We start from the raw sequence: 12419 nt of genomic DNA, 5'->3' as shown, positions 1-12419 counted from the left end.
TAGTTCAGTGGTAGAACACCACCTTGCCAAGGTGGGGGTCGCGGGTTCGAATCCCGTCGTTCGCTTTGAGGCCGGGGTGGCGGAACTGGCAGACGCACAGGACTTAAAATCCTGCGATTGGTAACGATCGTACCGGTTCGATTCCGGTCCTCGGCATAGCGGATATGCGACAGGGCACCCTTAGCTCAACTGGATAGAGTACCTGACTACGAATCAGGCGGTTAGAGGTTCGACTCCTCTAGGGTGCATAAGAAAGTTTTGACTTTTTTATGTGTTTTTGTTATAATTGATTATCGTGATATAGAGCACCCTTAGCTCAACTGGATAGAGTACCTGACTACGAATCAGGCGGTTAGAGGTTCGACTCCTCTAGGGTGCATGAAGGGAAACGAGGTCATATGACTCCGTTTTTACTTATCATCGGGAAGTAGCTCAGCTTGGTAGAGTACTTGGTTTGGGACCAAGGTGTCGCAGGTTCGAATCCTGTCTTCCCGATATCTGGCGGTGTAGCTCAGCTGGCTAGAGCGTCCGGTTCATACCCGGGAGGTCGGGGGTTCGATCCCCTTCGCCGCTATAACGATCTTGTTGGACCTTTAGCTCAGCTGGTTAGAGCTCTCGGCTCATAACCGAGTGGTCGTAGGTTCAAGTCCTACAAGGTCCATAATGAATATCTTGGAGGATTACCCAAGTCCGGCTGAAGGGAACGGTCTTGAAAACCGTCAGGCGTGTAAAAGCGTGCGTGGGTTCGAATCCCACATCCTCCTTAGATTAGAATATCGCGGGATGGAGCAGCTAGGTAGCTCGTCGGGCTCATAACCCGAAGGTCGTAGGTTCAAATCCTGCTCCCGCAATTTGGCTCGGTAGCTCAGTTGGTAGAGCAATGGATTGAAGCTCCATGTGTCGGCGGTTCGATTCCGTCTCGCGCCATACCATTATCTAAGATGCGGGTGTAGTTTAGTGGTAAAACTACAGCCTTCCAAGCTGTTGTCGCGAGTTCGATTCTCGTCACCCGCTTTGAACAGAAGTTCATACCAAGTTTTTTATAACTTGGGCGCGTAGCTCAGGTGGTTAGAGCGCACGCCTGATAAGCGTGAGGTCGGTGGTTCGAGTCCACTCGTGCCCATTAGGTATATTGGAGAATTACTCAAGAGGCTGAAGAGGACGGTTTGCTAAATCGTTAGGTCGGGTAACTGGCGCGGGGGTTCGAATCCCCCATTCTCCGTAAATAAGGGAGTTTAGCATCTGCTATCTCCTTTTCTTGTTTTATAATGTTTTTATTTTCTAATATTGTTTCTTATTGTTTGTTTAAACTCTTTTTGGTGTGTTGTGCTGGTCTGGTTAGATCTAGGCTTTTATAATCAGGTTTTTAGGGATTTACTGATTTCGGAGATTGGAATGAATAAATTAAAGATGTCTAAATTTTTGATTTCTATTTTGCTATTGGGAATTGTTATGATAAGCTTGATGCTTTCCCCTCTTTCACCATGGATTGTTTCTGTGACTGGTGATTTTTTGTCCAGTGTTGATCGGGTAGTTGCTATTCCTTTTAACTATTTTGCTAAGGAAAAGAAAAAGGTTGTTCAGTTAATAGAGACCTATCAAGAAAATGAGATCCTAAAAGGAACAATTTACAATCTTGAAGAGAAGGCGAATATTTCTGATGCCTTGAAATTGGAGAATGAGAAGTTGCGTTCCATATTAGAATTACGAAATAATGATCAAAGTGCTGTCAAGATTGCTGCAGAAGTTATTTCTCGCTCTCCATCTACTTGGAAGAATGAATTAACTCTTGATAAGGGGCTGTCAAGCAATGTAACAACCTCCATGTTGGCTATTTCTAACGGCGGTTTGATTGGGGCTGTTAGCAGTGTTTCTGATTCTTCCAGTGTCGTTAGTCTGCTTACAAATGAGAAGAATGATAGTTCTATTGCCATTAAAATTCAGACAAAGACTGGCTTTGCCTATGGCATCATTGTTGGTTTTGACACTGAGAAGTCAGCTTTTATCGTCAGTCAGCTAAATACGGTGGAGGGAATTGAAGAAGGAGCAACTGTAACGACAAGTGGTCTCGGCTCTTATAATGCTGAGAATGTCTTGGTTGGTCAGGTTTTATCAATATCAGCTGGTAAGGACCAATTAAACAAAGAAGTTTTGGTGAAGCCCGCTGCTGATTTATCTGATATTCAAGCGGTTCTGTTGGTGAGAAATTAGTATGAAAATTCTAAGAGGAACTTTTTTTACAGCTTTGTTTTTATTTCTGATCTTCTTCATTGATGGTCAATTATCAAGAAGTCTTGTAGACCTATTTGCTGAGAAGTGGCATCCGGCAAGTCATATTTTATTGTTCTTTACGGTTTTCTTATTTTTAAACTTTTCAAAGGAATATATTTTTTTCCTCTTCTTTACTCTAGGTCTTTTTTACGATGTTTATTATCTACATGTGATTGGGCTTTTCACCTTCATCTTACCTCTACTGACAGTTGTCATCTATCATTTTCTTTCTGTGTTTTTGCTAAATCGTTGGACACGCGTTTTAGCAATCATTATGATTGTCTTCTTTTTTGAAATGATTAGCTTTGCTTCTGCATCCTTATTGCACTTAGCGAGCTTTACATTCCCTGATTTTATTATCTATGCTTTGGTGCCAACTTTAGTATTTAATGCCTTTCTTTTTCTATTGTTACAGCCTTTGTTTGAAAAAGTCTATTTATGATGATTTAGAAATAGAAATGTAACGAATGCGTAATATATAGCCAGAATTTTTTTGATATACTATATAATGTCTTAGTAAGAAGGAGTGTTAATATTTTTATGAAGAAAAAGCTACTTACATCAGTTTTATTGAGTGCGGTGATCCTTTCTCAAGGTGCTGCGCTAGTAAATGTTAAAGCTGATAGTACAGATGATAAAATTGCAGCTCAAAATAGTAAAATTGACAGTTTAACAAATCAACAAAAAGCGGCGCAAGCACAAGTTGATGAAATTCAAAAACAAGTTTCAGCTATTCAAAATCAACAAGAAGTGCTTCAAGCAGAAAATGAAAAATTGAATGCTGAATCTGCGAAACTCACTGCTGAAATTGAAGAGTTATCAAAGAATATTGTTGCTCGTAATGAGTCTCTTGCAAATCAAGCGCGTAGTGCTCAAACAAATGGTACGGCAACAAGCTATATCAACACAATCATCAACTCTGCTTCAATCACTGAAGCTATCTCTCGTGTAGCAGCGATGAGCGAAATCGTTTCGGCTAACAACAAAATGCTGGAACAACAAAAAGAAGATAAAGAAAAGATTGCTGAAAAACAAGTTGCTAACAATGAAGCTATCAATACAGTCATTGCAAACCAACAAAAACTTGCAGACGATGCTCAAACGTTGACAACTAAGCAGGCTGAACTTAAGGTTGCTCAACTGAACCTTGCAGCTGAAAAAGCAACTGCTGAAAATGAGAAAAACAGTCTCTTAGAGCAAAAAGCGGCAGCTGAAAAAGCAGCAGCTGAGGCAGCAGCGGCAGAAGCAGCATATAAGAACCAGCAACAAGCACAACAACAAGCGATCCTTGCTTCAGGAAATACAAGCTTCGCAGCACAAGTTCAAGCTGTAAATAATACAGGTGGAACTCCTGCAGCAGAAGCAGCAGTTGCTACATCAGGAGTTGTTGCAACTCCATCATATAGCCTTTCAGCATCAACTTATCCTGTAGGTCAATGTACTTGGGGTGCTAAGACTTTGGCACCATGGGCAGGCGACTTCTGGGGTAACGGTGGCCAATGGGCAGCTAGTGCAGCAGCAGCAGGCTTCCGTACAGGATCACAACCACAAGTTGGAGCAATCGCATGTTGGAACGACGGTGGCTACGGACACGTTGCAGTTGTAACAGCAGTTCAATCTGCTAACAACATTCAAGTATCAGAAGCAAACTATGCTGGTAACCAATCAATCGGTAATCACCGTGGATGGTTTGACCCAACAAATGCACAAGGATACGTAACATACATCTATCCAAACTAATGAAATATGAAGGAGGCTGGGACAAAAGTCCTAGCCTTTTCAATTGTCTTTGGATTGTAGAGCAAGACGCAGTGGTTGAGTGGGCTCTACTACGCTGATTTCATCAGCTTTTACAGCCCTACTCAACTGTGCGGAGGTGGGACGACGAAATCGAATTCTAACGAATTACCGATTTCTGTCCCACTCTCCCTTTTATTTTTTATTGAAAAATTGCTGGAAAAGCGTTACAATGGTAGATAGGACAAATGCAATTGGTTACAATAAAAGACGATTTAGAATCTGGAGGGAATCATGTCTTTTTCTGAATTAAAGCTCTTTGCTCTTTCTTCTAATCAAGAATTAGCGAAACGTGTTGCAAAAGAGATTGGTATACCGCTTGGTAAATCAACGGTTCGTCAATTTTCTGACGGGGAAATTCAAGTAAACATCGAAGAATCGATCCGTGGTAAGCACGTTTTTATCTTGCAGTCGACTAGCTCACCTGTTAATGACAATCTAATGGAGATTTTGATCATGGTGGATGCCTTGAAGCGGGCTAGTGCGGAGTCTATCAACGTAGTGATGCCTTACTATGGCTATGCTAGACAGGACCGAAAAGCTCGTGCTCGTGAGCCGATTACATCTAAATTAGTGGCTAATCTGATGGAGATTGCTGGGGTCGACCGCCTATTGACCATTGATTTGCATGCTGCTCAGATCCAAGGTTTCTTTGATATTCCTGTGGATCATTTGATGGGAGCGCCTTTGATTGCTGATTATTTTGAGCGTCGGGGCATGGTTGGTAGTGACTATGTGGTTGTTAGCCCAGACCACGGTGGTGTGAGCCGCGCTCGCAAGTTGGCTGAATTTCTCAAGACTTCAATCGCGATCATTGACAAACGTCGCAGCGTTGATAAGATGAATACCAGTGAAGTCATGAATATCATTGGTAAGGTAGAAGGTAAGACCTGTATTCTGATAGACGATATGATTGATACGGCGGGGACCATTTGTCATGCGGCAGATGCGCTGGCGGCGTCCGGTGCTGTGGAAGTCTATGCGAGCTGTACTCACCCAGTCTTGTCAGGGCCAGCTATGGAAAATATCCAAAAATCTGCTATCAAAAAACTTGTGGTTTTAGATACCATCTACCTTTCAGAGGACAGATTAATCGATAAGATTGAGCAGATTTCTATCGCTCATCTCTTGGCAGAAGCCATCGTTCGGATCCATGAAAAACGTCCACTTTCCCCCCTTTTTGAAAGACATAATATATAAGGATTGTGGAGTATTAGAGATTTAGCAACTTGCTAAATCTCTTTCTTATTCCTATTTGTAATAAAATTTTGCTGTAGTGCTGCATTTATAGTATAATAGTTCTATTAGATTATCGGAGGCGGCTATGAATTTGACTAAGAAGTTTAATAAGAATTTAGATAAAATTGAAGTGTCTCTGATTCGTCAGTTTGACCAGTCTATTTCTACGATTCCAGGTGTTTTGCGGCTGACCTTGGGGGAGCCAGACTTTCCGACACCAGATCATATCAAGGAGGCGGCCAAGGTAGCTATTGATGCCAATCAGAGCCACTATACAGGGATGAGCGGGCTTTTGGAGCTGCGGCAGGCTGCTGCTGATTTTGTCAAGGAGAAGTACAATCTGAACTATCGTCCAGAAGATGAAGTCTTAGTCACTATTGGGGCAACTGAGGCCCTGTCTGCGACTCTGACGGCTATTCTGGAAGAGGGAGACAAGGTCTTGCTGCCAGCGCCAGCTTATCCAGGCTATGAGCCGATTGTGAATTTGGTTGGGGCGGAGATTGTCGAGATTGATACGACAGAAAACGACTTTGTTTTGACTCCTGAAATGCTGGAGCAGGCTATCTTGGAGCAAGGTGACAAGCTCAAGGCGGTTATTCTCAACTATCCGGCCAATCCGACTGGCGTGACCTATTCGCGGGTGCAGATGGAGGCTTTGGCAGCAGTATTGAGCAAGTATGAAGTTTTTGTCGTTTGCGATGAGGTTTATTCTGAGTTGACTTATACGGAGCAGGGACATGTTTCTCTGGCAGAATATTTGCCTGAGCAGACCATCGTTATCAATGGTTTGTCCAAGTCTCATGCTATGACGGGCTGGCGACTAGGCTTTATCTTTGCACCAGCTGCTTTTACGGCTCAATTGATCAAGAGCCATCAGTATCTGGTGACAGCAGCCAACACTATGGCTCAGTATGCAGCTATTGAGGCTTTGACGGCTGGTAAGGATGATGCCCAACCGATGAAGGAGGAATACATCCAGCGGCGGGATTACATTATCGAACAGATGACGGAGCTGGGTTATCAGATTATCAAGCCAGACGGTGCTTTCTATATTTTTGCCAAGATTCCAGCAGGCTACAATCAAGATTCTTTTGCTTTTTTGCGGGATTTTGCTGAGAAGAAGGCTGTGGCCTTTATCCCAGGAGCGGCTTTCGGCCAGTACGGAGAGGGCTATATTCGCCTGTCTTATGCAGCTAGTATGGAAACCATCAAGGAAGCTCTGAAACGGCTCAAGGAGTACATGGAAGGCCATGCTTAGACCGTTAACGAGCAAGAGTTTGATTCTCTATAATCGGAATTTCCGGGAAGATGATAAGCTGGTTAAGATCTTTACGGAACAGGCTGGCAAGCGAATGTTTTTCGTGAAACATGCTGGAAAGTCTAAGCTGGCTCCAGTCATCCAGCCTCTGACGATGGCAGAACTCTTGATGAAAATCAATGACGACGGGCTCAGCTATATCGAAGATTACCAAGCTGTGGAAAGTTACGGGCAAATCAAGAGCGATCTCTTTGTCATGGCTTATGCCAGCTATGTGGCGGCTCTAGCAGATGCTAGTATTCAGGACAATCAGCCAGATCCGGCCCTCTTTGCCTTTTTGCAAAAGACACTGGATTTGATGAATCAAGGGTTGGATTATGAGGTTTTGACAAATATTTTTGAAATTCAGATTTTATCTCGCTTTGGCATTTCGCTGAATTTCCATGACTGTGTTTTTTGCCATCGGACAGGTCTGCCTTTTGATTTTTCCTTTCAATATGGCGGGGTGCTTTGCCCAGAGCATTATCACAAGGATGCTCATCGCAGTCATCTTAATCCCAATATTCCTTTTTTGCTCAATCAGTTTCAGGCGGTTCAGTTTAGTGAGCTGGAGACGATTTCGCTCAAGCCGGAAATCAAGCGACAGATCAGGGACTTTATAGATCAACTTTATGATGAATACGTGGGCATTCATCTCAAATCAAAGAAATTTATCGACTCTCTGGGCGACTGGGGCAGTATTTTACAAGACAAACATGAGGAAGAACAGCATGAAAAAAATAGCTATTGATGCCATGGGCGGAGACAATGCCCCTCAGGCTTTGGTCGAAGGTGCTAATCAGGCTCTGAGAGACTTCTCGGATATTGAGCTTGTTCTCTATGGGGATGAGGCCAAGATAAAACCTCTGTTGACAGCGACAGAGCGCGTCAGCATCGTCCATACGGATGAAAAGATTGATTCGGATGATGAGCCGACCAAGGCTATTCGCAAGAAGAAGCAGGCTAGCATGGTTTTGGCAGCCAAGGCAGTCAAGGATGGAGAAGCAGATGCAGTCCTGTCTGCTGGTAATACAGGGGCGCTTTTGGCGGCGGGCTTCTTTATCGTCGGACGGATCAAAAATATTGATCGACCAGGGCTTTTATCCACTTTACCGACTGTGGATGGTCGAGGTTTTGATATGCTGGATCTGGGGGCAAATGCTGAAAATACCCCTCACCATCTACATCAATATGCTATCCTAGGTTCTTTTTATGCGGAAAATGTTCGTGGCATTAAGCGGCCACGAGTTGGCTTGCTCAATAATGGTACTGAGGCCAGCAAGGGAGACCCTCTGCGTAAGGAAACCTATGCACTGTTGTCGGCGGATGACAAGCTGAACTTCATCGGCAATGTGGAGGCGCGTGACCTTATGGATGGAGTGGCAGATGTTGTCGTAGCAGATGGCTTTACGGGCAATGCTGTGCTCAAATCTATCGAAGGAACTGCCATTAGCATCCTAGGCCAGCTCAAAAAGGCTGTGCTAGGCGGTGGTCTCAAGGCTAAGTTAGGAGCTTTGTTGCTCAAAGACAGCCTACAGGAAATGCGCAAGAGTCTGGACTATTCCAGTGCCGGTGGGGCCGTTCTCTTTGGTCTTAAGGCGCCAGTGGTCAAGACACACGGTTCAAGCGATGCCAAGGCTGTTTATAGCACCATTCGTCAGATCCGAACCATGCTGGAGACAGATGTTGTCGGAAAATCTGTGGTGGAATTTTCAAAAGAGGTGGATACAGAATGAATCAAGAACAAATTTTTCAAAAAGTAACAGAGATTATCCAAGAACGTCAAGGAAAGGACTTTGTTGTCCAGCCAACTTTGGGCTTAAAAGATGATTTAGGCGCTGATTCTGTTGACTTAATGGAATTCATCCTGACTTTAGAGGATGAGTTTGCGATTGAAATTTCAGATGAGGATGTTGATCGCTTTGAAAATGTCGCAGATATTGTTGCCTATTTGGAAAAGAAACTAGCGAAGTAAGAAATCGGCTTCGATTTGAACAGATGAAAAACCTTGGTTGATAAAACCAAGGTTTTCTTAGTGAATTTATTTTGGATAGATATAGCTGACAGCTCCTTGACCAGCTGCGTAGGGATTGAACCAGCCACGGAAGTTGCCAATGTACTGTTTGCCTGCATAGTTGGATTCTTTGATTTGGATGCGGGTGTTGGATTCGACATGGGTGACAACACCGACATGCCCATAGCCGCCATCGGTCCAGCAGATGATGGCTCCGACTTGTGGGGTGCTTCCTGTTCGGAAACCAGCTGCGCGTGCGCTAGCTGCCCATTGGCCGCCGTTGCCCCAGTAAGGACCAGCCCAAGGAGCCAGTACTTTTGCTCCCCAAGTACACTGACCATGAGGATAAGAGGAGGCTCCCGCATAATCAGGGGTGTAGAGGGTTGGCTCAGGCGTAGTTGGTTTATCAACCTGATAGCTGGTGCCTGTAAGTCCAGTCATCTGTCCATTGAGATTACGGTAAACATGGGTATGGAAGAGTCCATTTCCAGCGTGCTGTTGCATATTGATGGTAAATTTATACAAGCCATTGCCCACTTTGTTAGCAGTGTACCATTTGATATCATCTTGGCCGTTGACCTCTGACCAAGTTGGTAGAGAAATGGTTCCTGGTCCGAAAGCATCGGAAACGGTTACTTCGTAATTGTAGGTAGAAATTTTATTGACAGAAACCTTAGCTTTGATATTTTCAGCAGAGAGGGTGACGCTGTCTGTCGCATAGCTATGCTCGCTACCATCTTTGTACTTAACGTAGATATGATTGGTGTAGCTTCCAGATAAGGCTTGGTGGTTGCGGATATTGAATTGTGCAGTAAAAGTTCCATCTCCATTGTTGCTTGCCTCATACCACTTGATGGCACTTGGATTTTGAGCGTTCCAGATAGGCACACGGACGGATTGGATTGGCTTAGATGCCGCAGTTTCGGTGACTTTTACAGTGTAGGTTCCCTCTTCCTGATTGATATTTTCAACAGAGAAAACCGGCTTTTGGTCTTTTTGAGATGGCATTTTTCCAGCATCCAGCGTAACACTTGTTCCTGCTAATCCTGTTAACTCAGGCTTGACATAGCTTTCTCCATAGAGATGGATATGGTAAGTTCCCGTATCATAATTGTGTTTCTTCAGCTCGACTCTGACGCTATAACTGCCATCAGGATTTTTTCTTGCTTGATACCATTGTAAATCATCTTGTCCCTTATTTTCAGACCAGGTTGGGACATTGACCTTATACATGGATTCAGGAAGATTTTTGATAAGGATTTCCATAATGCCAGGTTCAGGGAAGCTTGTCTGAATGGTCGGATTAGGTTTTTCGAGATGGAAAGTGATGCCTGATTGGTAAATCATTTTGCCATTTTTATTTTCATAAGTATCTACGAAATATTTTCCATAACCTTTGTGTTTAGAAAAGTTAAATTCAGTACTCTCTTGCCCAGCTTCATACCAATTAAGATCATCGCCACCATTTTCATCAGACCAAACTGCATGGACAATTTTTGAGTTCCTTTGGTCTTTATTTCGCGTAAAATTGATGCGGCCGGTTTGTCCAGATGTTGTGACGCTTGTCTTGCTAGCAGGCTTATTAACAGTGAAGGTCGTACCATTCAAGCCTATCATTTTACCGTTAATATTAATGTAAGTGTGCACATGGAAGGTGCCATAGCCAGCGTGCTGCCGGAGGTCAATGGCTGTGCTGGATGTCTGAGGCGTGGTGTACCATTTCAAATCATCCTGCCCGTTTTCGTCGGACCAGACTGCGTGGGAAATGGTATAGGGGACCTGAGCCTTGGAGCGGGCGTAATGAATCTGCGCCGTATCCCCAGTGACATTGACGGTTACATTGCTGGCACGATCAGTGGGGCCTAGGACTTTGTTTCCAGCTTCAGTTGATGCAACAGCTTGAGCTGTGGAATGACTGGTAAACAGGCCAAGGACTGCTCCGGATAATAAAAACAGCTTCTGATATTTCTTCATAAATCTCCTTTGAATAAGTAATTTGGATGATTCCATTTAGATTATTCGGGAAAAAATATAAAAAAAGAAAAATTTTAAAAGATGATGATAGTTGAATTTCTAATTTATTTTAGTTTTATGAAATCTTTGATATTTGAAATAAAAGTAATGAAATAGTCAAAATACCAGAAATGATATAGGTAGATTTTATTTGTCAGAGATGTATATCCCTAACAAAAATAGATTATTTCTCTTCTTTTCCTGCTTATCATGGAATAAAACGAACGATTATGATATAATTTAGATAAATAATTCGTAAAAAACGGGAATTTTTACGTGATGTGTTAGCTTGGTGCGTAAGCACCTATGATATTGGACATTGAGGTATCTTAGCTATGAAGCTTTTAGTTGTTGGTTCGGGCGGTCGTGAGCATGCGATTGCCAAGAAGTTGTTGGAGTCTCAGGATGTGGAGCAGGTCTTTGTAGCTCCTGGAAATGATGGGATGACTTTGGATGGGTTGGAATTGGTGAATATCTCTATTTCCGAACATTCTAAGTTGATTGAATTTGCAAAGGTCAACGATATCGCTTGGACATTCATTGGGCCAGATGATGCCCTTGCTGCGGGTATCGTGGATGATTTTAACAAAGCTGGGCTCAAGGCTTTTGGTCCATCTCGTTTAGCAGCGGAGCTGGAGTGGTCCAAGGATTTTGCTAAGGAAATCATGGTCAAATACGGCGTTCCGACAGCAGCCTATGGCACATTTTCCGACTTTGAGGAGGCTAAGGCCTATATCGAGGAGAAAGGCGCTCCTATCGTCGTCAAGGCGGACGGCTTGGCGCTTGGGAAAGGCGTCGTCGTAGCGGAGACAGTCGAGCAAGCGGTCGAAGCAGCTCATGACATGCTCTTAGACAATAAGTTCGGCGACAGCGGTGCGCGCGTGGTTATCGAAGAGTTCCTGGACGGTGAGGAGTTCTCCCTCTTTGCCTTTGTAAATGGGGACAAGTTTTACATCATGCCTACGGCTCAGGACCATAAGCGGGCCTACGATGGGGACAAGGGACCCAATACAGGCGGTATGGGAGCTTATGCGCCAGTCCCTCACTTACCACAGAGTGTGGTTGACACAGTGGTTGACACTATTGTCAAGCCAGTCCTTGAGGGCATGATCAAAGAAGGTCGTCCGTATCTGGGTGTGCTCTACGCTGGGCTGATTTTGACAGCAGACGGACCTAAGGTCATCGAGTTCAACGCTCGCTTCGGAGATCCTGAAACTCAGATTATCCTGCCCCGCCTGACCTCTGACTTTGCACAAAATATCACGGATATCCTCGATGGCAAGGAGCCGAACATCACGTGGACAGACAAGGGTGTGACTCTGGGTGTGGTTGTCGCATCCAAGGGCTACCCGCTGGACTATGAAAAAGGTGTCAAGTTGCCAGCCAAAACCGATGGTGACATCATCACCTACTATGCCGGGGCTAAGTTTGCGGAAAATAGCAGAGCACTGCTGTCAAATGGCGGCCGTGTCTATATGCTAGTCACCACAGCCAACACTGTCAAAGAAGCCCAAGATACCATCTACCAAGAACTATCCCAACAAAAAACAGAAGGCCTCTTCTACCGAACAGATATTGGAAGCAAGGCGATAAAAGATTAACAGATACTATAGTGGTCATGGCGAGCGAAAGCGAACCAAAGTAAGATAATGGTCGCCGTGGTGAAAAGACCAGAACAGTGTATGTTCTGGTCTAGGGAAAATTTGAGACTTCAGGCTCAAATTTTAGGAATGAAACCGAAGGTTTGCTTCCGACCCACCACCTAAGACCATTATCAAAAAGAAAAAG

Annotated in this window: 10 protein-coding genes and 13 tRNA genes; 22 read left to right on the top strand and 1 reads right to left on the bottom strand. The window is 44.0% G+C overall.

From position 1 onward, the window contains the following. The first annotated feature begins 1 nt into the window (after position 1). The 21 genes from D8790_RS09390 (at position 2) to D8790_RS09285 (ending at position 8579) form a co-directional block, all read left to right on the top strand. Positions 2 to 62, top strand: a tRNA-Gly gene (locus D8790_RS09390). 8 nt (positions 63 to 70) lie between these two features. Beyond that, positions 71 to 156, top strand: a tRNA-Leu gene (locus D8790_RS09385). Between the two features lie 18 nt (positions 157 to 174). Next, positions 175 to 248 (top strand) — tRNA-Arg (locus tag D8790_RS09380). 57 nt (positions 249 to 305) lie between these two features. Continuing rightward, positions 306 to 379, top strand: a tRNA-Arg gene (locus D8790_RS09375). A 42-nt stretch (positions 380 to 421) separates the two neighbouring features. Continuing rightward, positions 422 to 495, top strand: a tRNA-Pro gene (locus tag D8790_RS09370). 5 nt (positions 496 to 500) lie between these two features. Continuing rightward, a tRNA-Met gene (locus D8790_RS09365) sits at positions 501 to 574 on the top strand. A 13-nt stretch (positions 575 to 587) separates the two neighbouring features. Further along, positions 588 to 661: transfer RNA gene (locus D8790_RS09360), tRNA-Ile, on the top strand. A 13-nt stretch (positions 662 to 674) separates the two neighbouring features. Continuing rightward, positions 675 to 764: transfer RNA gene (locus D8790_RS09355), tRNA-Ser, on the top strand. A 13-nt stretch (positions 765 to 777) separates the two neighbouring features. After that, positions 778 to 851: transfer RNA gene (locus D8790_RS09350), tRNA-Met, on the top strand. 3 nt (positions 852 to 854) lie between these two features. Further along, positions 855 to 927, top strand: a tRNA-Phe gene (locus D8790_RS09345). Positions 928 to 943: 16 nt separating this feature from the next. Beyond that, positions 944 to 1014 (top strand) — tRNA-Gly (locus D8790_RS09340). Positions 1015 to 1049: 35 nt separating this feature from the next. Continuing rightward, positions 1050 to 1123, top strand: a tRNA-Ile gene (locus D8790_RS09335). An 11-nt stretch (positions 1124 to 1134) separates the two neighbouring features. Then, positions 1135 to 1222, top strand: a tRNA-Ser gene (locus D8790_RS09330). Positions 1223 to 1395: 173 nt separating this feature from the next. Further along, positions 1396 to 2211, top strand: coding sequence for a rod shape-determining protein MreC (gene mreC, locus D8790_RS09325; RefSeq protein WP_125388394.1), 816 nt, complete (start codon positions 1396 to 1398; stop codon positions 2209 to 2211). A gap of 1 nt (position 2212) precedes the next feature. After that, entirely contained in the window at positions 2213 to 2713 is a 501-nt protein-coding gene (gene mreD / locus D8790_RS09320; RefSeq protein ID WP_125388393.1) for a rod shape-determining protein MreD, read from the top strand. A 98-nt stretch (positions 2714 to 2811) separates the two neighbouring features. Then, positions 2812 to 4011 (top strand): peptidoglycan hydrolase PcsB, encoded by a 1200-nt coding sequence (gene pcsB, locus D8790_RS09315; protein WP_125388392.1) that lies wholly within the window; start codon positions 2812 to 2814, stop codon positions 4009 to 4011. Positions 4012 to 4302: 291 nt separating this feature from the next. Then, a complete protein-coding gene (locus D8790_RS09305) occupies positions 4303 to 5268 on the top strand; it encodes a ribose-phosphate diphosphokinase (RefSeq protein ID WP_125388391.1) in 966 nt (321 codons plus the stop codon). A gap of 124 nt (positions 5269 to 5392) precedes the next feature. Beyond that, entirely contained in the window at positions 5393 to 6565 is a 1173-nt protein-coding gene (locus tag D8790_RS09300) for a pyridoxal phosphate-dependent aminotransferase (RefSeq protein WP_125388390.1), read from the top strand. Then, a complete protein-coding gene (gene recO, locus D8790_RS09295) occupies positions 6558 to 7355 on the top strand; it encodes a DNA repair protein RecO (protein WP_125388389.1) in 798 nt (265 codons plus the stop codon). Before D8790_RS09300 ends, recO begins: the two co-directional genes overlap by 8 nt. After that, a complete protein-coding gene (gene plsX / locus D8790_RS09290; protein WP_125380046.1) occupies positions 7336 to 8340 on the top strand; it encodes a phosphate acyltransferase PlsX in 1005 nt (334 codons plus the stop codon). Before recO ends, plsX begins: the two co-directional genes overlap by 20 nt. Further along, entirely contained in the window at positions 8337 to 8579 is a 243-nt protein-coding gene (locus D8790_RS09285; protein ID WP_005591354.1) for an acyl carrier protein, read from the top strand. The genes plsX and D8790_RS09285 overlap by 4 nt, the downstream gene beginning before the upstream one ends. A gap of 66 nt (positions 8580 to 8645) precedes the next feature. On the opposite strand, the gene D8790_RS09280 is transcribed toward D8790_RS09285, so the two are convergent. Continuing rightward, positions 8646 to 10592: a GBS Bsp-like repeat-containing protein gene (locus D8790_RS09280; RefSeq protein WP_125388388.1), complete on the bottom strand. Its 1947-nt coding sequence runs from the start codon at positions 10590 to 10592 to the stop codon at positions 8646 to 8648. 374 nt (positions 10593 to 10966) lie between these two features. Between D8790_RS09280 and purD the strand changes: the two genes are divergently transcribed. Beyond that, entirely contained in the window at positions 10967 to 12232 is a 1266-nt protein-coding gene (gene purD, locus D8790_RS09275) for a phosphoribosylamine--glycine ligase (RefSeq protein WP_125388387.1), read from the top strand. Positions 12233 to 12419 lie beyond the last annotated feature (187 nt).

The organism is Streptococcus cristatus (assembly GCF_003943535.1).
Taxonomy (GTDB): Bacteria; Bacillota; Bacilli; order Lactobacillales; family Streptococcaceae; genus Streptococcus; species Streptococcus cristatus_L.
The sequence above is the reverse complement of the archived record's forward strand: the minus strand, read 5'-3'. Positions and strand labels throughout refer to the sequence as shown.

What these genes read in the sequence shown, in the direction of transcription:
- mreC (WP_125388394.1), top strand. Translation starts at nt 1,396, where the DNA reads ATGAATAAATTAAAGATGTCTAAATTTTTGATTTCTATTTTGCTATTG.
- plsX (WP_125380046.1), top strand. Translation starts at nt 7,336, where the DNA reads ATGAAAAAAATAGCTATTGATGCCATGGGCGGAGACAATGCCCCTCAG.
- mreD (WP_125388393.1), top strand. Translation starts at nt 2,213, where the DNA reads ATGAAAATTCTAAGAGGAACTTTTTTTACAGCTTTGTTTTTATTTCTG.
- pcsB (WP_125388392.1), top strand. Translation starts at nt 2,812, where the DNA reads ATGAAGAAAAAGCTACTTACATCAGTTTTATTGAGTGCGGTGATCCTT.
- purD (WP_125388387.1), top strand. Translation starts at nt 10,967, where the DNA reads ATGAAGCTTTTAGTTGTTGGTTCGGGCGGTCGTGAGCATGCGATTGCC.
- D8790_RS09305 (WP_125388391.1), top strand. Translation starts at nt 4,303, where the DNA reads ATGTCTTTTTCTGAATTAAAGCTCTTTGCTCTTTCTTCTAATCAAGAA.
- D8790_RS09285 (WP_005591354.1), top strand. Translation starts at nt 8,337, where the DNA reads ATGAATCAAGAACAAATTTTTCAAAAAGTAACAGAGATTATCCAAGAA.
- recO (WP_125388389.1), top strand. Translation starts at nt 6,558, where the DNA reads ATGCTTAGACCGTTAACGAGCAAGAGTTTGATTCTCTATAATCGGAAT.
- D8790_RS09300 (WP_125388390.1), top strand. Translation starts at nt 5,393, where the DNA reads ATGAATTTGACTAAGAAGTTTAATAAGAATTTAGATAAAATTGAAGTG.
- D8790_RS09280 (WP_125388388.1), bottom strand. Translation starts at nt 10,592, where the DNA reads ATGAAGAAATATCAGAAGCTGTTTTTATTATCCGGAGCAGTCCTTGGC.